The organism is Pseudomonas sp. BMS12, from assembly GCF_001592875.1.
Classification (GTDB): domain Bacteria; phylum Pseudomonadota; class Gammaproteobacteria; order Pseudomonadales; family Pseudomonadaceae; genus Aquipseudomonas.
The window spans coordinates 1-19,700 of sequence record NZ_LSOF01000015.1 but is presented as its reverse complement, the minus strand read 5'-3'; the positions used below and the strand labels follow the sequence as shown (position 1 = coordinate 19,700).

17 protein-coding genes are annotated in these 19,700 nt (G+C 65.6%); 10 read left to right on the top strand and 7 right to left on the bottom strand.

Annotated elements, in window-relative coordinates; all coding sequences use genetic code 11:
• Positions 1 to 47: 47 nt before the first annotated feature.
• The 6 genes from AYB31_RS21185 to AYB31_RS14905 all read left to right on the top strand — a co-directional run bounded on the left by AYB31_RS21185 (position 48) and on the right by AYB31_RS14905 (position 9,085).
• Positions 48 to 1,814 (top strand): autotransporter outer membrane beta-barrel domain-containing protein, encoded by a 1,767-nt coding sequence (locus AYB31_RS21185; RefSeq protein WP_068829494.1) that lies wholly within the window; start codon positions 48 to 50, stop codon positions 1,812 to 1,814.
• Positions 1,815 to 1,956: 142 nt separating this feature from the next.
• Positions 1,957 to 3,540, top strand: a complete 1,584-nt coding sequence (locus AYB31_RS14925; protein WP_068829493.1) for a peptide chain release factor 3 — start codon at positions 1,957 to 1,959, stop codon at positions 3,538 to 3,540.
• 311 nt (positions 3,541 to 3,851) lie between these two features.
• Complete coding sequence (gene betI / locus AYB31_RS14920; RefSeq protein ID WP_068829492.1) at positions 3,852 to 4,463, top strand: transcriptional regulator BetI; 612 nt, start codon at positions 3,852 to 3,854, stop codon at positions 4,461 to 4,463.
• Complete coding sequence (gene betB, locus AYB31_RS14915) at positions 4,460 to 5,923, top strand: betaine-aldehyde dehydrogenase (RefSeq protein ID WP_068829491.1); 1,464 nt, start codon at positions 4,460 to 4,462, stop codon at positions 5,921 to 5,923. Before betI ends, betB begins: the two co-directional genes overlap by 4 nt.
• A 155-nt stretch (positions 5,924 to 6,078) precedes the next feature.
• Positions 6,079 to 7,764 carry a choline dehydrogenase gene (gene betA / locus AYB31_RS14910; RefSeq protein WP_068829490.1) on the top strand — a complete coding sequence of 562 codons (1,686 nt, stop codon included), beginning with the start codon at positions 6,079 to 6,081 and terminating at the stop codon, positions 7,762 to 7,764.
• Positions 7,765 to 7,870: 106 nt separating this feature from the next.
• Positions 7,871 to 9,085 (top strand): choline transporter, encoded by a 1,215-nt coding sequence (locus AYB31_RS14905; RefSeq protein ID WP_068829489.1) that lies wholly within the window; start codon positions 7,871 to 7,873, stop codon positions 9,083 to 9,085.
• Here AYB31_RS14905 and AYB31_RS14900 read toward each other — a convergent pair.
• Complete coding sequence (locus AYB31_RS14900) at positions 9,082 to 9,681, bottom strand: 3'-5' exonuclease (RefSeq protein ID WP_068829488.1); 600 nt, start codon at positions 9,679 to 9,681, stop codon at positions 9,082 to 9,084. The two genes, AYB31_RS14905 and AYB31_RS14900, sit on opposite strands and share 4 nt — an antisense overlap.
• A gap of 7 nt (positions 9,682 to 9,688) precedes the next feature.
• A complete protein-coding gene (locus tag AYB31_RS14895; RefSeq protein WP_068829487.1) occupies positions 9,689 to 10,168 on the bottom strand; it encodes an NYN domain-containing protein in 480 nt (159 codons plus the stop codon).
• A 114-nt stretch (positions 10,169 to 10,282) separates the two neighbouring features.
• Between AYB31_RS14895 and AYB31_RS14890 the strand changes: the two genes are divergently transcribed.
• Positions 10,283 to 10,957: a hypothetical protein gene (locus AYB31_RS14890; protein ID WP_068829486.1), complete on the top strand. Its 675-nt coding sequence runs from the start codon at positions 10,283 to 10,285 to the stop codon at positions 10,955 to 10,957.
• A 71-nt stretch (positions 10,958 to 11,028) separates the two neighbouring features.
• Complete coding sequence (locus AYB31_RS14885) at positions 11,029 to 11,463, top strand: VOC family protein (RefSeq protein ID WP_068829485.1); 435 nt, start codon at positions 11,029 to 11,031, stop codon at positions 11,461 to 11,463.
• A gap of 8 nt (positions 11,464 to 11,471) precedes the next feature.
• On the opposite strand, the gene AYB31_RS14880 is transcribed toward AYB31_RS14885, so the two are convergent.
• Both AYB31_RS14880 and AYB31_RS14875 read right to left on the bottom strand, forming a co-directional pair.
• A complete protein-coding gene (locus AYB31_RS14880) occupies positions 11,472 to 12,203 on the bottom strand; it encodes a substrate-binding periplasmic protein (RefSeq protein ID WP_068829484.1) in 732 nt (243 codons plus the stop codon).
• Positions 12,204 to 12,206: 3 nt separating this feature from the next.
• Positions 12,207 to 13,049, bottom strand: coding sequence for an SDR family oxidoreductase (locus AYB31_RS14875; protein ID WP_068829483.1), 843 nt, complete (start codon positions 13,047 to 13,049; stop codon positions 12,207 to 12,209).
• A 244-nt stretch (positions 13,050 to 13,293) separates the two neighbouring features.
• Here AYB31_RS14875 and AYB31_RS14870 point away from each other — a divergent pair, with 244 nt between their 5' ends.
• A complete protein-coding gene (locus tag AYB31_RS14870; RefSeq protein ID WP_082805314.1) occupies positions 13,294 to 14,034 on the top strand; it encodes a substrate-binding periplasmic protein in 741 nt (246 codons plus the stop codon).
• Between the two features lie 18 nt (positions 14,035 to 14,052).
• Here the strand turns inward: AYB31_RS14870 and AYB31_RS14865 are convergent, their stop codons facing one another.
• The gene (locus AYB31_RS14865; RefSeq protein WP_153020723.1) at positions 14,053 to 14,778 is read right to left on the bottom strand and encodes a hypothetical protein; all 726 of its coding nucleotides are present in this window, start codon (positions 14,776 to 14,778) and stop codon (positions 14,053 to 14,055) included.
• Between the two features lie 223 nt (positions 14,779 to 15,001).
• A complete protein-coding gene (locus AYB31_RS14860; RefSeq protein ID WP_236715565.1) occupies positions 15,002 to 16,693 on the bottom strand; it encodes a phosphoethanolamine transferase in 1,692 nt (563 codons plus the stop codon).
• A 265-nt stretch (positions 16,694 to 16,958) separates the two neighbouring features.
• Here AYB31_RS14860 and AYB31_RS14855 point away from each other — a divergent pair, with 265 nt between their 5' ends.
• Positions 16,959 to 18,776: an ABC transporter ATP-binding protein/permease gene (locus AYB31_RS14855; protein ID WP_068829481.1), complete on the top strand. Its 1,818-nt coding sequence runs from the start codon at positions 16,959 to 16,961 to the stop codon at positions 18,774 to 18,776.
• A gap of 51 nt (positions 18,777 to 18,827) precedes the next feature.
• Here the strand turns inward: AYB31_RS14855 and AYB31_RS14850 are convergent.
• Positions 18,828 to 19,700 (bottom strand): ATP-dependent helicase C-terminal domain-containing protein (locus tag AYB31_RS14850; RefSeq protein WP_330220004.1); only part of this gene is annotated, 873 nt, incomplete at its 5' end.

Sequence of the window (19,700 nt, the reverse complement as noted above, 5' to 3'; positions counted from 1 at the left end):
CGCTGACCTTAAAAACAGGCTCCGCTATCAATGGTGTCGTTTGGCTGATGGATAACACCCGCGCCGTTATTACAGCGCAAGATGCCGGCCTGACGCTTGACGATGGCGTGCTGCTGGGCAGCAACGCCGTACTGACCATGCAGACGAATGTGCACCTGAGCAGTAGAGCCATTAGCGGCGCCGGCAGCCTGACTAAAACGGGCAATGCAACCCTGACCCTAAATGGCGCCAGCACTTATACCGGCCCTACCACGGTCAGCGCCGGCAGCCTGATTATCGGCGGCAGCGCCGGCTCCAGCGCCAGCCTGAGCAGCGCTGTCAGCGTCAACAGCGGTGCCCTGCTCGGCGGCCACGGCGCCATCAATGGCAACGTGACCCTGAACTCCGGCTCTACCCTGGCGCCAGGCAACTCCATCGGCACGCTGCACGTCAATGGCAATGTGACGTTCAACGCCGGTTCGATCCTGGCAATCGAAGCCAACCCAGACGGCAGCGCCGACCAACTGAGCTCTACCGGCACAGTCAACCTGGGCGGCTCGACGCTCAAGGTGCTGGCCAGTGGCAGCGGCGACTGGTCGCCGAGCACCACCTACACCATCGTCTCGGCGAACAGCGTGAGCGGCACCTTCGGTTCGCTGACCAGCAATCTGGCCTTCCTCAAACCGACCTTGGCTTACACGAGCAACAGCGTCGAACTGACCCTGTTGCGCAACAGCGTCAGCTTTGCCAGCGTCGCCGTCAGCAGAAACCAGCGCAGCCTGGCCAATGCCCTGGAATCCAACGGCAGCGGAGCCCTGAGCACGGCAATCAGCGGCCTCAGCGCTGCCCAAGCCCAGGCCGCCTTCGACAGCCTGTCCGGCGAGCTACACACCAGCACCCGCGGCGCACTGTTCGACGACAGCCGTTATGTGCGCGAAGCCATCACCGAGCGCCTGCGCGCGGCCCAGTCCGGGGCGACGGACGATGTCCTGCACCGCGATGCCGACAGTGGCCTGACGCTTTGGCTCAAGGGCTACGGCAGCTGGAGCGAGAAGGATGGCAACAGCAACATTGCCGACCTGGATCGCGACAGCCGCGGCACCTTGCTCGGCGCCGACCTGCCGCTCAACGACACCTGGCGCCTGGGGGCGGCCATCGGCTACGGCAGCAGCGACCTGGATATCAGCCAACGCGACTCCTCTGCCGATATCGACAGCACCTCCCTGGCCGCCTACCTCGCCGGACGCTGGAGCGCCCTCAGCCTGCGCTTGGGTGTGGCGCACAGCTGGAACCAGGTCGACAGCAAGCGCGAGGTACAGGTGGCCACCCTGCGCAATACTCTCAAGGCCGACTACGACGCCGAGACCACCCAGGTCTTCGCCGAGCTGGGCTATGCCTTGCAACTCGGCGAGCTACGCCTGGAGCCCTTTGCCGGCCTGGCCCATGTCGAGGTGGACAGCGACGACTTCCGCGAGCACGGCGGCATCGCGGCGCTCAGCGTGGAAGGCGAGGATGACAGCGCCGACTACGCCAGCCTCGGCCTGCGTGCCATGGCACCGCTGGGCGATATCGCAGGCCAGCCACTGACGCTGCAGACCAGCCTGGCCTGGCAACATGCCTTCGACGAGCCAGGCGACGAGAGCCACTTCGGCCTCGCCGGCTATGACGGCTTCAGCGTACAAGGCGCCCCCGTAGCCCAGGACAGCGCCCTGGCCCAAGTCGGTCTGAACCTGCAGCTCGCGCCTCAAGCCAGCCTCGACCTGGGCTATTCCGGCCAGTTCGGCGACAACAACAGCGACCACGGCGTACGCCTGGGGCTGAATATCGCCTTCTGAGGTATGCGGGCGGCGCAGGGTGCAAGGCCATGCGCAGCCATGATCGGACTATCGGGTCTGATCGCCACTGCGTTTCCCGCTATAATCCCGCGCTTTTCGGGCCGCGCGTGGCCCGCAACCGATTCCAGTCAGGCACGCACCCATGACCACCCAGGCCAAAGAAGTCGCCAAACGCCGTACGTTTGCGATCATCTCCCACCCCGACGCCGGTAAGACCACCATCACCGAGAAGCTGTTGCTGATGGGCAAGGCGATCGAGGTCGCCGGTACAGTGAAGTCGCGCAAGTCCGACCGCCATGCGACGTCCGACTGGATGGAGATGGAGAAGCAGCGCGGCATCTCCATCACCACCTCGGTGATGCAGTTCCCCTACCGCGAGCACATCATCAACCTGCTCGACACCCCCGGCCACGAGGACTTCTCGGAAGACACCTACCGCACCCTGACCGCGGTGGACAGCGCGCTGATGGTGCTCGACGGCGGTAAGGGCGTGGAACCGCGCACCATCGCCCTGATGGACGTATGCCGCCTGCGCGACACGCCCATCGTCAGCTTCATCAACAAGCTCGACCGCGACATTCGCGACCCCATCGAACTGCTCGACGAGATCGAGGCGGTGCTGAAGATCAAGGCCGCGCCCATCACCTGGCCGATCGGCTGCTACAAGGATTTCAAGGGTGTCTACCACCTGACCGGCGACTACATCATCGTCTACACCCCCGGCCACGGCCACGAGCGCACCGCGGTGAAGATCATCGAGAAGCTCGACTCCGACGAGGCCCGCGCGCACCTGGGCGACGAGTACGAGCGTTTCGTCGAGCAGCTGGAGCTGGTGCAGGGCGCCTGCCACCCGTTCGATCAGGACGAGTTCATCAACGGCCAGTTGACCCCGGTGTTCTTCGGTACCGCACTGGGTAACTTCGGCGTGGATCACGTGCTCGACGCCGTGGTCGACTGGGCGCCGAAACCGCTGGCCCGCGTGGCCAACGAGCGCAGCGTGGAGCCGGAGGAAGAGAAGTTCAGCGGCTTCGTGTTCAAGATCCAGGCGAACATGGACCCCAAGCACCGCGACCGCATCGCCTTCATGCGCATCTGCTCGGGCAAGTACAGCCAGGGCATGAAGATGCGCCACGCGCGCCTGGGCAAGGACGTGCGCGTCGGCGACGCGCTGACCTTCTTCTCCAGCGAGCGTGAGCAGCTGGAGGAGGCCTATGCCGGCGACATCATCGGCCTGCACAACCACGGCACCATCCAGATCGGCGACACCTTCACCGAGGGTGAGAGCCTGAGCTTCACCGGCATCCCGCACTTCGCCCCGGAACTGTTCCGCCGCGTGCGCCTGAAGGACCCGCTGAAGTCCAAGCAGCTGCGCCAGGGCCTGCAGGAACTGGCCGAGGAAGGCGCGACCCAGGTGTTCTTCCCCGAGCGCAACAACGACATCATCCTCGGCGCCGTCGGTGTGCTGCAGTTCGATGTGGTCGCCAGCCGCCTGAAGGAGGAATACAAGGTCGAGTGCGCCTACGAGGCGATCAACGTCTGGTCGGCGCGCTGGATCGAGTGCGGCGACGAGAAGAAGCTCAAGGAGTTCAAGGACAAGGCCTTCGAGAACCTGGCCGTGGATGGCGGTGGCCACCTCACCTACCTGGCACCGACCCGGGTCAACCTGAGCCTGATGGAAGAGCGCTGGCCGGAGGTGAAATTCCGCGCCACCCGCGAACACCACTGACAGCTGCTCACCGAGAAAGGGCGCGCTCCGCAAGGACCGCGCCCTTTTCTTTGCCCGATGTTCCGGCAATCGATGCTTGCGATGCCAAGCATCGCGGCTGAAGCCGCTCCCACGCCTCATATCTGGGCTTCTGTGGGAGCGACTTCAGTCGCGCTTGGCTGCCCAGATGAAGCAGCCCCAAGCCAGCCTCGCCCAACACATCACGATAGCGACACGTTCAAAGAACTTTCCAGAACTTGACCGACAAAGGTTGCAGGCAGGCAGAGGTCTGTTTAAGGTTGTTTTTAATTGAACGTTCAATCAATAAAAATATGCCTAAAGTCGGAATCAAAGAAACCCGCCGCCAGCAGCTGATCCAGGCCACCCTGGAATCCATCGCCGAGCTGGGCCTGCAGGACACCACCATCCTCAGCATCAGCGGCAAGGCGCGCCTGTCGTCGGGGATCATCAGCCACTATTTCGGTGGCAAGCAGGGGCTGATCGAAGCCGCCCTGCGCCACCTGCTGGAACAGCTGCGCCAGGACCTGCTGCGGCGCCTGGACGACGGCCAGGTCAGCCCCGAGCAGCGCCTGCTGGCCATAGTCGAAGCCAACTTCAGCGAGTTCCAGCGCTCCGAACTGGCCGGCCGCACCTGGCTCAGCTTCTGGGCGCGTGCCGCCCACGAGCCTGGCCTGAAGCGCCTGCAGCGCATCAACAACCGCCGTCTGTACAGCAACCTGCGCTACGCCTTCGGCCTCTGCCTGCCGGCTGCCGCTGCCAGCGATGCCGCCAGCCAGGCCGCCGCGATGATCGATGGCTTCTGGCTGCGCAGCACGCTGGGCAGCGCCCCGGCCGCCGACTTCGCCGCCGCCGAGCGCCTGTGCAAGGGCTTCATCATGGCCTGCCTGCGCGCCCATTCTGCCAAGGAGACCCCGAACACATGACCCTGCCCCGCCACCTCAACTACATCCACGGCCGCCCACTGGCCAATGCCAGCGGCGAGACCTTCGACGTGATCAACCCCGCGACCGGCGAGGTGATCTACCAGGTGGAAGTGGCCGACGCCTCGATCCTCTCAGCCGCTCTGGACAGCGCCGCCGAGGGCCAGCGCCAGTGGTCGGCGCTGAGTGCGACGCAGCGCAGCCGCATCCTGCTGCGCGCCGTGGCCCTGCTGCGTGAGCGCAACGACGAACTGGCCGCCATCGAGGTGTGCGACACCGGCAAACCCTGGCAGGAAGCAGTCGTGGTCGACGTGCAGACCGGCGCCGACTCCATCGAGTTCTTCGCCGGCCTGGCGCCAATGATCGAAGGCAACCAGCAGGATCTGGGCGGCGACTTCTACTACACCCGCCGCGAGCCGCTGGGCATCTGCGCCGGCATCGGTGCATGGAATTACCCGCTGCAGATCGCCTGCTGGAAGTCCGCACCGGCGCTGGCCTGCGGCAACAGCATGATCTTCAAGCCATCCGAGGAAACGCCGCTGGGCGCGCTGAAACTGGCCGAGATCTTCACCGAGGCCGGCGTGCCGGCTGGCGTGTTCAACGTGGTCCAGGGTGCGGGTAAGGTCGGCGCCTGGCTGGCCGAGCAGCCGCAGATCGCCAAGGTGTCCTTCACCGGGCAGATCAGCACCGGGCAGAAGGTCATGGCCGCCGCCGCCGGTTCGCTCAAGGAAGTGACCATGGAGCTGGGCGGCAAGTCGCCGCTGATCATCTGCGACGACGCCGACCTGGACAACGCAGTGTCCGCCGCCCTGCTCGGCAACTTCTACACCCAGGGCGAGATCTGCACCAACGGCACCCGCGTATTCGTCCACGACAGCCTGCACGACGCCTTCCTCGAACGCCTGCTGCAGCGCGTGCGCGACAACGTCCAGATGGGCGACCCGATGGACCCGACCACCAACTTCGGCGCGCTGATCTCCCACGCCCATCGCGACAAGGTGCTCGGCTACATCCAGAGCGGCCTGGACGATGGAGCGCGTCTCGCCTGTGGCGGCCAGGCCGCACAACCGGCCTCGGCACCCAACGGCTACTTCGTCGAGCCCACGGTCTTCGTCGACTGCCGCGACGACATGCGCATCTGCCGCGAGGAAATCTTCGGCCCGGTCATGAGCGTGCTGCGCTTCCATGACGAAGCCGAAGTGCTGCGCCGCGCCAACGACACCGACGCGGGCCTCGCCGCCGGCGTGTTCACCCGCGATATCCGCCGCGCCCACCGCATGGTCGCCGGTTTGCAGGCCGGTATCTGCTGGATCAACGCCTACGGCGCCTCGCCGGCGCAAATGCCGGTGGGCGGCTACAAGCTGTCCGGCATCGGCCGCGAAAACGGCCTGGCCACACTCAACCACTACACCCAACTGAAAGCCGTCTATGTCGGCATGGAGGATCTGCAGAGCCCCTTCTAAAGGTTGCCCACGGATTTTCTGAGCGAGAGCCAGGCTAGGCGAGATGGGCTGAGGGTGCGGCGTTTACTCCGCGTAAATGAGCAGCCCGAAGCCCATCTCAACGACGCCTGGCCGACGATCAAACAATCCGAAGCCTTTGGGGCCGGCAGTCACGCATGACTTATTCCGAATACGATTACATTGTTGTTGGTGCCGGCTCCGCCGGTTGCGTCCTGGCCAACCGCCTCAGCGCGGACGGCACCCACCGCGTGCTGTTGCTGGAAACCGGCGGCAGCGACAAGAGCATCTTCATCCAGATGCCCACCGCGCTCTCCATCCCGATGAACACCCGCAAGTACGCGTGGCAGTTCACCACCGAGCCCGAACCCTACCTGGACAACCGCCAGATGCACTGCCCGCGCGGCAAGGTGCTGGGTGGCTCCTCGTCCATCAACGGCATGGTCTACGTGCGCGGCCACGCCGGCGACTTCGACGAATGGCAGCAGCTCGGCGCCAACGGCTGGGACTACGCCCACTGCCTGCCCTACTTCCGCAAGGCCGAGAGCTGGGCGTTCGGCGGCGACGAGTATCGCGGCGCAGACGGCCCGCTGGCGGTGAACAACGGCAACAACATGCAGAACCCGCTGTACCGCGCCTTCATCGATGCCGGCGTGCAGGCCGGCTACCCGGCCACCAGCGACTACAACGGTGCCCAGCAGGAAGGCTTCGGCGCCATGCACATGACCATCAAGGATGGCCGCCGCTGGTCTACCGCCAACGCCTACCTGCGCCCGGCGATGAGCCGCAGCAACCTCAAGGTGATCACCCACGCCCTGGTCGAGCGCGTGCTGCTCGACAGCCAGCGCGCCGTCGGTGTGCGCTTCCAGCAGGGTGGCAAGGTGCAGGAAGTGCGCGCCAGCCGCGAGGTGATTCTCAGCGCCGGCCCCATCGGCTCGCCGCACCTGCTGCAGCTGTCCGGCATCGGCCGGGCGGATGTGCTCAAGGCCGCCGGTATCGCCGTGCAGCACGAGCTGCCGGGCGTCGGCGAGAACCTGCAGGATCACCTGGAGTTCTACTTCCAGTACCGCTGCAAGCAGCCGATCACCCTCAACGGCAAGCTCGGCCTGTGGAGCAAGTTCCTCATCGGCACGCGCTGGCTGTTGAAGAAGGACGGCCTGGGCGCGACCAACCACTTCGAGTCCTGCGCCTTTATCCGCTCCACCGCAGCCAGCCCCTGGCCGGACCTGCAGTACCACTTCCTGCCGGCGGCCATGCGCTACGACGGCAAGGAGGCCTTCGACGGCCACGGCTTCCAGTTGCACGTGGGCCACAACAAGCCGAAGAGTCGCGGCTTCGTGCACGTGCGCAGCGCCGACCCGAGCGAGGCGCCGCAGATCCGCTTCAACTATCTGCAGCACGAGGACGACCGGGCCGGCTTCCGCGCCTGCGTACGCCTGACCCGCGAGATCATCGAGCAGCCGGCGATGGACGCCTATCGCGGCGACGAGATCCAGCCCGGCGCCGGCGTGCAGAGCGACGAAGAGATCGACCGTTTCGTGCGCCAAGCGGTGGAGAGCGCCTACCACCCCTGCGGCACCTGCCGCATGGGCGAGGACGAACTGGCGGTGGTCGACTCCGAGACCCGCGTGCGCGGCCTGCAGGGGCTGCGCGTGGTGGACTCCTCGCTGTTCCCGAGCATCCCCAACGGCAACCTCAACGCGCCGACCATCATGCTCGCCGAGCGCGCCGCCGACCTGATCCTCGGCCGCGAGCCGCTGGCGCCCAGCGGCGCTCCAGTCGCCCTCGCCGAGCACAGCGGCCAGCAGCAACGTCCGCACGCCCCGCAGCGCCGCGTCAACTGATCCCCCGGTGCGCCTCCGCGAGGAGGTGCGCCGCATAACGCCAACTACAGGAGGAGCACCCCATGCTATTGATCAAAGAACCCGTTGCAGCGACCAGGAGGGCGGCATGACTCTCTGGTTATCGATCGGAATGCTGTTCACCTTCACCGCGATTGCCGCGGTACTTCTGAAATGGGGCAACCTGCGCTGCATCGGCGTGACCCCGGTGAGAACCTTCACCTTCATCGCGATTCTCTTCACCTCAGGCCTGGATGTCGGCCTGATCATGTTCCCCCTCACCGAGTTCGCCGGCTACAGCGACCCGGCCAGCCCCGAATATGCCTTCGCCAACCCGCTGGCCATCGAGTTCGGTTTCTGGGGCTTCCTCATCTGGGGCTTTTACTTCCTCACCTGCTTCTACTTCTGCGTGATCGAGCCGCGCGTGCGCTTCTTCGAACTGCCGCTGGTGAAGTGGCTGAACAACCTGGTGATCATCGGCACCTGCGCCTTCACCGCCTTCCTGCTGCTGAAGAACCTGCCCTGGTACCTGCCGCAGCTCGGTGATGGCGAGCAGCTGCTGCCGGGTTTCTACCTGATCGTACTGCTGGCGATCGCCATCGCCGTGTATTCCAGCACCCAGTTGCGCTACGTGCGCCTGCTCAGCCTCGGCACCAGCTGGCTGTTCATCGGTTTGATCGCCTACATGTGGGGCGCCGCCTTCCTCGGCGAGCAGGGCAGCGTCGGTGATTTCTTCGCCACCGCCGGGCTGATCGGCGACTACTTCAATCACCTGGACAGCTTCGTGCTGCCGCTCAACGACTACCACGCCTTCTACCTGTACTGGTGGTTCTCCTGGAGCATCATGATCGGCCAGTTCACCGCGCGCTTCGCCGGCGGCCTGCGCACCTGGCAGCTGCTCGGCGCCATGCTGGTGTTCCCCTCGCTGGCCATCGGCGTGTGGTTCAGCGTGCTGTACTTCTACCACCAGCACGCGCTGCACATCGGCGGCCTGCTCAACCTGGCGATGGTGGTGGTCGGCGTGAGCATGGTGGTCAATTCGCTGGACTCGCTGATCCGCCTGTACACCGACAACCTCGGTCTCAGCGTCGCCCGTTACGGGCGTACGGCCTATGTGCTGGGCAACCTGGTGGCGCTCAGCGCCCTGACCCTGCTGTTCAAGCTGGAGTTCCTGCAGATCGAGTGGGTCGGCGCCCTGGTGATCGCCCTGTACTTTGGCTGCTTCGCCTACATCCTGCGCTACAAACGCCACGCAGTGATGGCCATCGAGGGCTCGCCGAAGGAGAACCGCATCGACTACGGCAAACTGGAGCTGGCTGGCTAAGCGCGCAGCAACGCACGTACCTTGGCGGCCGAGAGCTTCTGCAGGCCGCACAGGTAGGTGTGGTCGGCGTCGATGGCATGCCGCTGGCGCAGCAGATCCTGCAGGTGCAGGGTCAGGTTGGCCGCCATCTCGGCATCGGCCAGTGCGCGGTGAGCCTGGCCGGTGCTGGGCAGGCCCACCCAGCTGTTGAGGTTGCCCAGCTTGTGGCTGGGCGCCTCCGGCAGCAGGCGCCGCGAGAGCAGCAGCGAACAGGCGAAATCGCGAGCCCGGCGCCGGCCAAGCTGGGCCAGCTCGGCGTCCCAGAACTTGCTGTCGAACGCCGCGTTATGCGCCAACAGCGGTGCATCACCGATGAACTCGGCCGCCGCGGCCATCACCTCGGCCACCGGCGGCGCACGGCGCACCATGGCGTTGCTGATGCCGGTGAGCTGCTCGATGAACGGCGGCACCCAGGCACCGGCATTCATCAGGCTCTGGAAACGGCCGACGATCTCGCCGTTGGCGATCAGCGCCACGCCGATCTCGGTCGGCCGCGCGCCCTGGCTCGGTGACATGCCGGTGGTCTCGAAGTCGATCACGGCGATAGGTTCGGACATCGTTCTCTCAGCTCTTCAACAGCAAGGCCCCGTCGACCGGCACGAAGCGGTCGGCGGCACGAATCAGGGAATTGGCGGTGAGCCCGGCGACGCCATACACGCAGCTGCTGACCCCATGACGGGCGCGAATGCGCTCGAGCAGCAGATCGAAATCGCCATCGCCGGAGGCCAGCACCACTTCGTCGACCCGCTCGGCGGCCTCCATCACGTCCAGGGTGATACCCACGTCCCAGTCGCCCTTGGCCGAGCCGTCGCTGCGCTGGATATAGGGTTTGAGCATCACCTGGAAACCCAGGTTGCGCAGGATCTGCTGGAACTGGCGCTGCTTGGCATCACCGCGATCGATGGCATAGGCGCGCGCCTCGACGATCTCACCCAGTGCCGCCACCTGGCGCCACAGCTCGGCATAGTGGAAGTGGCAACCATGGGCCTGGCGCACGGTGTAGTAGAGGTTCTGCACATCGGCGAACAGGGCGATCTTCTTCACGGCGGCGCCTGATGGGAATTGGAGCGGCATTATGCGGCAATGGTCGTAGCCATGTCCCTCCCGCCCGGCCATCGGCTAAAGTGAATGGCAGTAGTCTTCCGGTGAAATCTGCCAATGAATCCGCTTAGCATCCTGCGCGACGCCGCCCACTTCTTCAGCCGCAACCTGCAGTTCATTGCCACGCTCTGCCTGCCGCTGGTCGCCGCCGAATGCCTGGCCCGCGCCATAGTCGCCAGCCTCACCGACAGTGCCCACTCCCCCGCCTACGAACTGCTGGTGGGGCTGTTCTTCTACCCGCTGTACAGCGCCGCGCTGATCCTCTTCCTCGACGCCCGCAGCCAGGGCCAGCGCCCCGCCATCCGCGACCTGCTGGCCAGCACCGTGCAACTGTGGCCGGCGTTCGCCGTGCTGGCGGGGCTGAGCACGCTGCTGATCATGCTCGGCGGTGCGCTGTTCCTGCCGCTGGCCCTGTACCTGATGGTCAAGCTGGCCTTCGCCGAATACCTGCTGGTGCTGCGCGGCCTGGCGCCGCTGCAGGCGATGCGCGAGAGCTTCCTGCTCAGCATCGGCCACTTCTGGTCGCTGCTGGCCTGCGTGCTGCTGGTGATAGTACCGTTGTGGCTGCTGGACGACTGGACACTGCAGCTGCTGGGCGAACAGCCGGACGCCATCGGCAGCCTGATCCTGGATATCGTCAACGGCTTCCTCCAGCTGTTCTCGACCGTGGTGCTGTTCCGCTGCTTCATGCTGTGCAACCAGCGGCCAACCGAGGACAGCCACAGCAGCTGACTCACCGGCCAGGAAAATCGCACGGCAGCTGCTAGGCTTGGGAGCTTTCACTCTTTCAGGGAAGAATCCTCATGTCCGAGCAGAATCCCAGCATCCTCTCCCACGTCTCCATCGGCACCAACCAGTTCGACCAGGCCGTGGCCTTCTACGATCAGGTGCTGCCGACCCTCGGCTGCAAGCGCATTCTCGAACACCCGGGCGCCGTGGCCTGGGGCCGCGAGTACCCGGAGTTCTGGGTGCAGAGCCCGATCGACGGCAACCCGGCCAATGTCGGCAATGGCACCCACTTCGGCTTCGTCGCCGGTAGCAAGGAGGAAGTCCACGCCTTCTTCGCCGCCGCCGTGGCCGCCGGCGCCACTCCGGACGGCCCGCCCGGCCCGCGCCCGCACTACGGCGAGCCCTATTACGGCTGTTTCGTGCGCGATCTCGACGGGCACAAGATCGAAGCGGCCTACTGGGACATGGCGCTGGTCTACGAGCTGTACGTCGAGCCGCACAGCCATTGAGTGGGATTTCAGCGGTAGGCCTTGGCCGCCTGCTGCATCCAGCGGTCATGCAGCAACTGGCGCAAGGCCTGCGCCAACAGCTCGCGCTCATCGTCACGACCGCTGGTCCGTGACAGCCCCAGGTACAACAGGGTGCGACCGGGCGGCCGATAGTTCAGTTTGACCAGACGCGGTCCCAGTTCGAGGTCGCGCAACTGGAAGTCCACCTGGCAGTCGGTGCCGATCATGAGTTCGACACGCCCACGCAGCTGCATCTGCAGCAGCTGGTCTTCGTTCTTCACCCCGACCTTGAGCAGGCGGGTATCCGAGTCGAACGGTTCGAAGTAGGCCGACTGCAGGACATAGCCAATGCGCAGCCCCAAGAGTTTCTCGTAGGAGTCGATGGCCGCAGCACGTTGCGCCGACCCGTAGAACCTGGGTGTGCAGGCGTAGTAGTAGGGCTCCAGGTAGTCGATGTACTGCTCGCGCTCGGCGGTACGGGCCAACCCGGTCATCAGGTCGGCCTGGCCGTTGCGCATGTCCTCCAGCGCCCTGGCCCAGGGTTGCAGGCGCACCTCGAAGCGCAAACCGGTGCGTTTCTGCAGCTCGTTGAGCATATCGATGTCCAGCCCCTGCAACTGGCCATCCGCCCCGGCCATGCGAAAGGGAGGCCAGTAATCGGTGACCACGCGCAGCGGCTGTCCTGGCTGCTGCGCCCAGGCGCTGGCGCTGCACAGCAGCAAGAGAACCCAGCGCAACATGCTTCAGCGCCCCGTAGAGCCGGGCTTGAGCCCGGACAGGCGCGGCAGCAGCACGCGCTCGAACAGCCGCGGGAAGAAGCGCGCCAGCAACCGGGCACGCCAGTTGATGTTGGACAGCACCAGCAGGCGCCGCCGGCGCAGTGCGCCCTGGTAGATCGCCTCGGCCACATCCTGCGCCGAGGCGATCTTGCCGATGGCCAGCGGCGGTTGCTGGGTCACCGAGCCGTCGCCGACCAGGGCATTCTTGCGCAGGTCGGTGGCGGTGAAACCGGGGCACACCAGCATGACATTGACCCCGGAGCCCTTGAGCTCGGCGCGCAGCGTTTCGAACAGACCATGCAGGGCATGCTTGCTGGCGTTGTAGGCGCTGCGATAGAGCAACGGCGCGAAGCCGGACAGCGAACTGAGCACGATGACCTGGCCGCGCCGGGCGATCAGCCCCGGCAGCGCCGCCTTGGTGCAGTGCACGGCACCGAAGTAGTTGACCGCCATGATGCGCTGGAACACCGCCAGCTCGGTTTCGGCAAAGGTGCTGCGATGGGTGATGCCGGCATTGTTGAGCAGCAGGTCGATGCCACCGAAGCGCTCCGTCACCAGGGCCATGGCCTGTTGCACCGACTCGGCGTCGGCCACATCACAGACCAGGCCGATGGCCTCGCAGCCCAGGTGATCGCCCAGGTGCTGCACCAGGCTCTCCAGCGCCGCCTCCTGCAGGTCGAGAATGGCCAGCCGCGCGCCCGCCTGGGCGAAACGCATCACCAATGCCCGGCCGATGCCGGCGCAGCCGCCGGTGACCACCACCACCTTGCGTTCGAACACCTTGCTGGCGAAGACCTTGCGATACATGGAGTCCCCCCGTCTGCTCGCGACTACCCGTGCCACACGCGGGCATCCTACCCAGCATAGTAGCTGGCGCAGCCTGCTCCCCAGTACGACAGACGGCTCGGCGAACAGCAGCCGAAACCCGCGGCAGCATCGGCCGCCAGCATACGACTGACCGGTCGCCCGAGCGGCTGGACAAAGCCCGTGGGCGCCGCCATGCTCAAGCGCAATCGAACAACAAGACGGCCTCCGAGCCGCGAAATAGACGATGCGCAGAACCCTTCTCCCGGCCCTGCTGGCATGCCTCTGCTGTGCCGCTGCCTGGGCGCAACCCGCGCCCGATGCTCCGCCCATCAGCGTTGCTTACTACGAATTCCCGCCCTATTCCTGGACCGATGACAACGGCCAGCCCCAGGGCTCGATCCTGGCACTGACCGAACGCCTGCTGCGCCACGCCGGCTACCGCGGCGAATATCGCTCGCTCCCCGGTGCGCGCCTGTATGCCGGGTTGCAGAACGGCAGCGTGCAGTTGTGGCCGGGCGCCGGCGGCAAGACCGAGCTGGTGAACGATACCTACGAGGCCCGCAACAGCCTGGGCGACTTCAACCTGATGCTGTATCGCCGCCGCGACACCCCGGCGCCACAGTTTCCCGAAGGCCTGCGCGGTAAAGAGGTGATCGTGATCAGCGGCTACAGCTACTGGAAACCGGTCAATGACATGCTTACCGATCCGGCCCTGGGGCTGACCATCCACCGCACCAGTACCCACGCAGCCGCGCTGGAAATGCTCCTGCGCAAGCGCGGCGACTATCTCCTCGACTACCAGGCCCCCGTGGAGCAGACCCGCAAGTCTCTGGGCCTGTCGCCCTTGCCTTACACCCTGTTGCAACAGATACAGCTGCGCCTGGTCGCCTCGCGTCACGCGCCTGGCAGCCAGCGCCTGCTGGATGACCTGGACCGCGCCTACGAAGAGTTGCGGGCTGCCGGGGAGGACCTCAGCCTGGACTGACAGGCGAGCAGCAGCTCGTCAGTCACGGCGCTGCAGGCTCAGCACACGATTGCGCCCCTGCTCGGCCAGCAGATACTGCCCAGGCGCGGTCTGCAGGATGGTCTGCGCAGAACGCAGGTGGGACAGCACCGTATGTTGCCGGCCATCAGCAGTCAGCAGCAGCAGGCGAGCCATGTGGGTGGCGTCCTCGGTGATCCACAGCCCATCGTCGGTGCACAACAGATAGCCGGGCTGGTTCAGCCCTTCCAGCACCAGCGGGTCGCGCCCCTCGGCGGCGAGCTGGCGCACCTGGCCACTGGCTTTCTCGCTATAGAACAGACGGCCGTCCGGGCAGGCCGTGATCGCCTCGGCCTCATCGAGATCGCTGCGCAGGACCAGGGTACTGTCGGTTTCCGGGTCATAGCGCAGCAGGTGCCCGTCGCCGTGGCGGTCCTCGATGGCGTAGAGAAAGCGCCCGTCGTTGGCCAGCCCTTCGATATTGCGCCCGCTGAACAGGGTGCGAGTGCCATCGGGACCATACCAGCGCACCGGCTCGGTATCCTGTTCCTGACTGAACACCACGCCACCACGGAAGGCCACCATGCCATCGGGCTTGGACAGACCCAGCTCGACCTCATGCAGCTGGCCGTCTGCCGCACGCTGCAGAATGCGCCCCTGGCCGTTCTGCAATTCCTGGCTGAGCAGCAGCTCACCCTGACCATCGATGGCCAGCGCGCTGACCTTTTCCACACCGTCCAGATACACCCTGTAGTGCCAGCCGTCCGCCGCCTGAGGCGGAGCGAAGTGGCGCCATGCAGCGAGAGCCAGTGCTCCCAGCGCAAGGCTGCAGAGGATGCCAAGTAACGCGCGCCAGTAGCCGCCGGCCCTGCCGGGCTGGGCCGCATCAGCGGGTGAATGGATTCGAGATAACGACATCAGACCTTGCCCTGCCCTTTCCAGTTAGTCATGCCTGTGGGGTCGAGAAAGCTCATGGCGTGCGCAGGGCCGTCAGGGCCTTGGTGTCGCCGGCCCGACAGTTGCGGAAGAGGTCTTTTTCGGGCTGATACACCCGCGTCTGCACGTCCATCAGCCCCAGCACCGAGTGATACAGGTTGTCCTGCGAGACCAGCTCGTCCGTGCGCTGGCGCATGCACTGGGCGTCGAGCCCGGCGCTACGCTGCAGGCCGCCGGAAAGCCACATGAGCATGGGGATATGGACCTGCTCGCTGGGCGCCAGGGCATAGGGCATGCCGTGCAGATAGACGCCGCTCTCGCCGAGCGACTCGCCGTGATCGGACAGATACAGCATGGCGCTGTCCAGGTGCCCGGCGTTGCGTTGCAGCAGATCGATGGCCGCCGCCAGCACATGATCGGTGTACACCAGGCTGTTGTCGTAGGCGTTGAGGATGCTGGCGCGGCTGCAACGGTCCAGCTGGCTATCCGCGCAGATCGGAGTGAACACCTCGAAGGCCTTCGGGTAGCGCTTGTAGTAGGCCGGGCCATGGCTGCCCTTCATGTGCAGAACGATCACGGCATCGCGATCGAGCCGGTCCAGATAGTCCTGCAAGCCGCTGAGCAGCACCTCGTCATAGCACTCATTGCCGCTGCAGCCGCCTTCGATCTGCAGATGCGAGACATCGTCGTAAGCCACCCGATCACAGACATCCTTGCAGCCCGAGTTGTTGTCGCGCCAGAGCACCTGTACACCGGCGCGCTGCAGGACATCCAGCAGGTTCTCGCGGCCTTTGGCCATGTCGTCCTTGTAACCACCGTGGCCGACGTCCTGGAACATGCAGGGCACCGAGACCGCAGTAGCCGTACCGCAGGAGGTGGCCTGGGTGAAGTTGATGACATTCCGTTTTGCCAGTTCGGGGTTGGTGCTGCGGGCATAGCCGTTCAACGAGAAATTGGCCGCCCGTGCGGTCTCGCCCACCACCAGCAGGGTCACCCGCGGACGGGTCGAACTCGATACCCGCCGGATACGATGGGCATCCGCTCCCACCACCTCAAGCTGCTTCGGTCCCGCCAGCTCGCGCTTGAGATAACCGTGCACCGCCGCCACCACATTGGAAGGCACCAGCAGCAACCGCACTTCGCGGTGGTTACGCAGCAAGGAGGCGTAGGGCTTGTACAGGCTCATGACGATGCCGACCATGCACAGCAGCAGGACCGCCATGCTGCCGAGTTTGGCCAGCGTCTCGCGGCGCCAGCCGCGCTGCAGCAACTGCACCCGCGACAACAGCAGCACGGGCAGCACGCCAAGCCCGAACATCCACAGCGCCAGGCGCCAGGTCAGCAGGTCCAGCACTTCGGCGCTGTCGGTCTGCACCACGTTGGTCAGCATCGAGTAGTCGATGACGATGCCATAGCTGGCGATAAAGTAACTGGCGCCGGCGGACACCAGCAGAACCAGCCCCAGCACGAACTTGGTCAGGGGTCCCCAGGCCAGCAGGCTGAGCAACAGATACAGCCAGATGAAGACGAACGCCGGCAGGCTGACGAGGAAGAACAGGCTGGACTGGTTCAGATGACCCAACCCATCGATCACGGCCCGCCAGAACGGCAGATTCATGATCAGCATCAGCCACAGGGCGACCAGCATGGTCAGGACGCTGCGGCTGAGGGGGATAGTCCAACGCTGGGGTTGAAGGTCAGGCTGGGCCTGCTGGGGCTTGCTCACAATGGTGCTCGACTGATGGCTGAATAATCGACCGTCAGGCTATGGCCCCAGGTGTGAAGCCTCCGTCATGGCAATGTGAAAAAGCTGTCAAGCAAGGATTGCGGGCAGTAGAAAAAGTGCCTGGAACAGGGAACCTGAAGCCCATGAGCAGACACCAAGCTCGGTGCTACTATCGCGCACACCGCTCAGTGCCAGATCGCCCGTATCGCGGGGTCTGCCACCAAGCCCTGAAACACCCATCCCCACGCATCCGCCGGAAGAACCTATGGAAATGGATTGGAGCCAGGCACTACAAGAAAGCCTGGGCTGGCTCGCTGTCGCCACCCTCATCACCTTCATCTCCTTTGCCGCCGCAGCCGCCCTGGCCATCCGCTGCACGCGTTGGGGCAGGCAGTTCTGGCAGATCGCCGGTCCCTACCTCAGCCCCGGCAACAGCTGGAAACCGCTGCTGGTATTCGCCCTGCTGCTGGTGCTGGCGCTGTTCTCGGTACGCATGAACGTGCTGTTCTCGTTCTGGTACAACGGCTTCTACAGCGCCCTGCAGGGCCTGGATCAGAAGGCCTTCTGGTTCCTCCTCGGCGTGTTCGCCGTGCTGGCGACCATCCATGTGCTGCGCGCCCTGTTCAACTACTACGTGACCCAGGCCTTCAGCATCCGCTGGCGGGTCTGGCTCACCGAGCGCCTGACCGCCGACTGGACGGACGGCGACGCTTACTACCGCGGGCAGTTCCTCGACACCCCGGTGGACAACCCGGACCAGCGCATCGAACTGGACGTGAACGCCTTCGTCAGCGGCTCGGTGAGCCTGGCCCTCGGTGCGGTCAGCGCACTGGTCTCGCTGGTCGCCTTCACCGGCATCCTCTGGGGCCTGTCAGCGCCGCTGACCGTGGCCGGCGTGGAGATTCCGCGGGCGATGGTGTTCGCCGTGTACATCTACGTGATCATCGCCACCTGGATCGCCTTCCGCCTCGGCCGGCCGCTGATCCGCCTGAACTTCCTCAACGAGAAGCTCACCGCCAACTTCCGCTACGCCCTGATGCGCCTGCGCGAATATGCGGAGAACGTGGCCTTCTACCAGGGTGCGGCGATCGAGCGCGGCACCCTGCTGGGGCGTTTCTCCACCCTGATCGGCAATGTCTGGGCCCTGGTCTACCGCAGCCTGAAGTTCGACGGCTTCAACCTGGCCATCAGCCAGATCGCCGTGGTCTTCCCCTTCATCCTCCAGGCGCCACGCTTCTTCAGCGGCGCGATCAAGCTGGGCGATGTGATGCAGACCTCCCAGGCGTTCGGCCAGGTGCAGGATTCGCTGTCGTTCTTCCGCTCCTCCTACGACACCTTCGCCCAGTACCGAGCGACCCTCGACCGTCTCACCGGCTTCCTCGACGCCAACCAGCAGTCGCGTGACCTGCCACGCGTGGCGCGGGTCAGCCAGGCCAAAGCCCTGGACATCCTCGGCATGCAGGTACAACGCCCCGACGGCCACGCCCTGCTCAGCGACCTCAACCTCAGCCTGCAACCGGGCCAGGCCTTGCTGATCAAGGGCCCCTCGGGCAGCGGCAAGACCACCCTGCTGCGCGCCCTGGCCGGCCTGTGGCCCTATGCCGAAGGCGAAGTGCGCGGCCCGGCAGGCAGCGAAGCGCTGTTTCTCTCGCAGCGCCCGTACCTGCCACTGGGCGACCTGCGCACCGCCATCGCCTACCCCGGCACCAGCGTGCCAGGCGACGACGAGCGCCTGCAGCAGGCCCTGCGCCAGGTCAACCTGGCCCACCTGACCGACCGCCTGGATATCAGCAGCGACTGGTCACGCATCCTCTCGGTGGGCGAGCAGCAGCGCCTGGCCTTCGCCCGGGTGCTGTTCAACCGGCCACGCATCGTCTTCCTCGACGAGTCGACCTCGGCCATGGATGAAGGCCTGGAGCATGCCCTGTATTCGCTGCTGCGCAGCGAGATGCGCGACAGCATGCTGGTCAGCGTCGGCCACCGCGCCACCCTGACCGGCTTCCACAGCCACCGCCTGGAACTGGACGGCCAGGGCGCCTGGCTGATGATCGAGCAGGAAGCGGCAGTCGCAGCCACAACCTGATCCCTCCGAACAGCAGATTGCGGGCACCTCACCCGCAATCGCCAGGCCGGGCTACTTTCTCGGCTTGGCCCGCGCGGTAGGCTCGGCCACCAGCGGGTCGTCCGGCCAGTAGTGCTTGGGGTACCTGCCCTTGAGATCCTTCTTCACCTCGGCGTAGGTGTTGGCCCAGAAGCTGGCCAGATCCTGGGTCACCTGCACCGGCCGGCGCGCCGGTGACAGCAGATGCAGCAGCACGCCCTGCCGGCCGCCGGCGATACGCGGCGTGGCGGCCAGGCCGAACAGCTCCTGCAGACGTACCGCCAGCACCGGCGGCGTTTCCGAGTAATCGACGGTGATGCGCGAGCCGGACGGCACCTGCAGGTGCTTGGGTGCCAGCTCGTCCAGGCGCTGCGGCAACGGCCAGGGCAGCAGGCCCTGCAGGATGCTCGGCAGGTCGAGGTTGGCGAAGTGACTGAGCCGGCTGACCTTGCCCAGATAGGGCTGCAGCCAGTCCTCCAGTGACGCCAACAGCGCCGCATCACTCAGATCCGGCCATTCGCTGTCGCCCTTGTGCTGCAGGTCGAGATGGCGCAGCAGTGCCACCCGCGCCTGCCACTGGCGCAGCTCCGGCGTCCAGGGCAGCAGTTCCAGGCCCTTGCGCCGCACCAGGCCAAGCAATGCACGGCCACGGGTTTCCTCTTCCAGGCCGCTCAGGGCCTCACGACTGAGCACCAGCTCGCCGACCCGGCGCTGACGCTCGGCGCGCAGCACACCCTCGCGCTCGTCCCACTCCAGTTCTTCGCGCACGCTCACCTGTTCGGCCAGCACCGAGTCGAACAATGCGGGATCGAGATCGGCAGCGAGATAGATGCGCTCCTCGCGCTGGCCCTGGCGACTGCCGAGGTCGGCGATCACCAGCCACTCATGCTTCATCAGCGCGTCCGG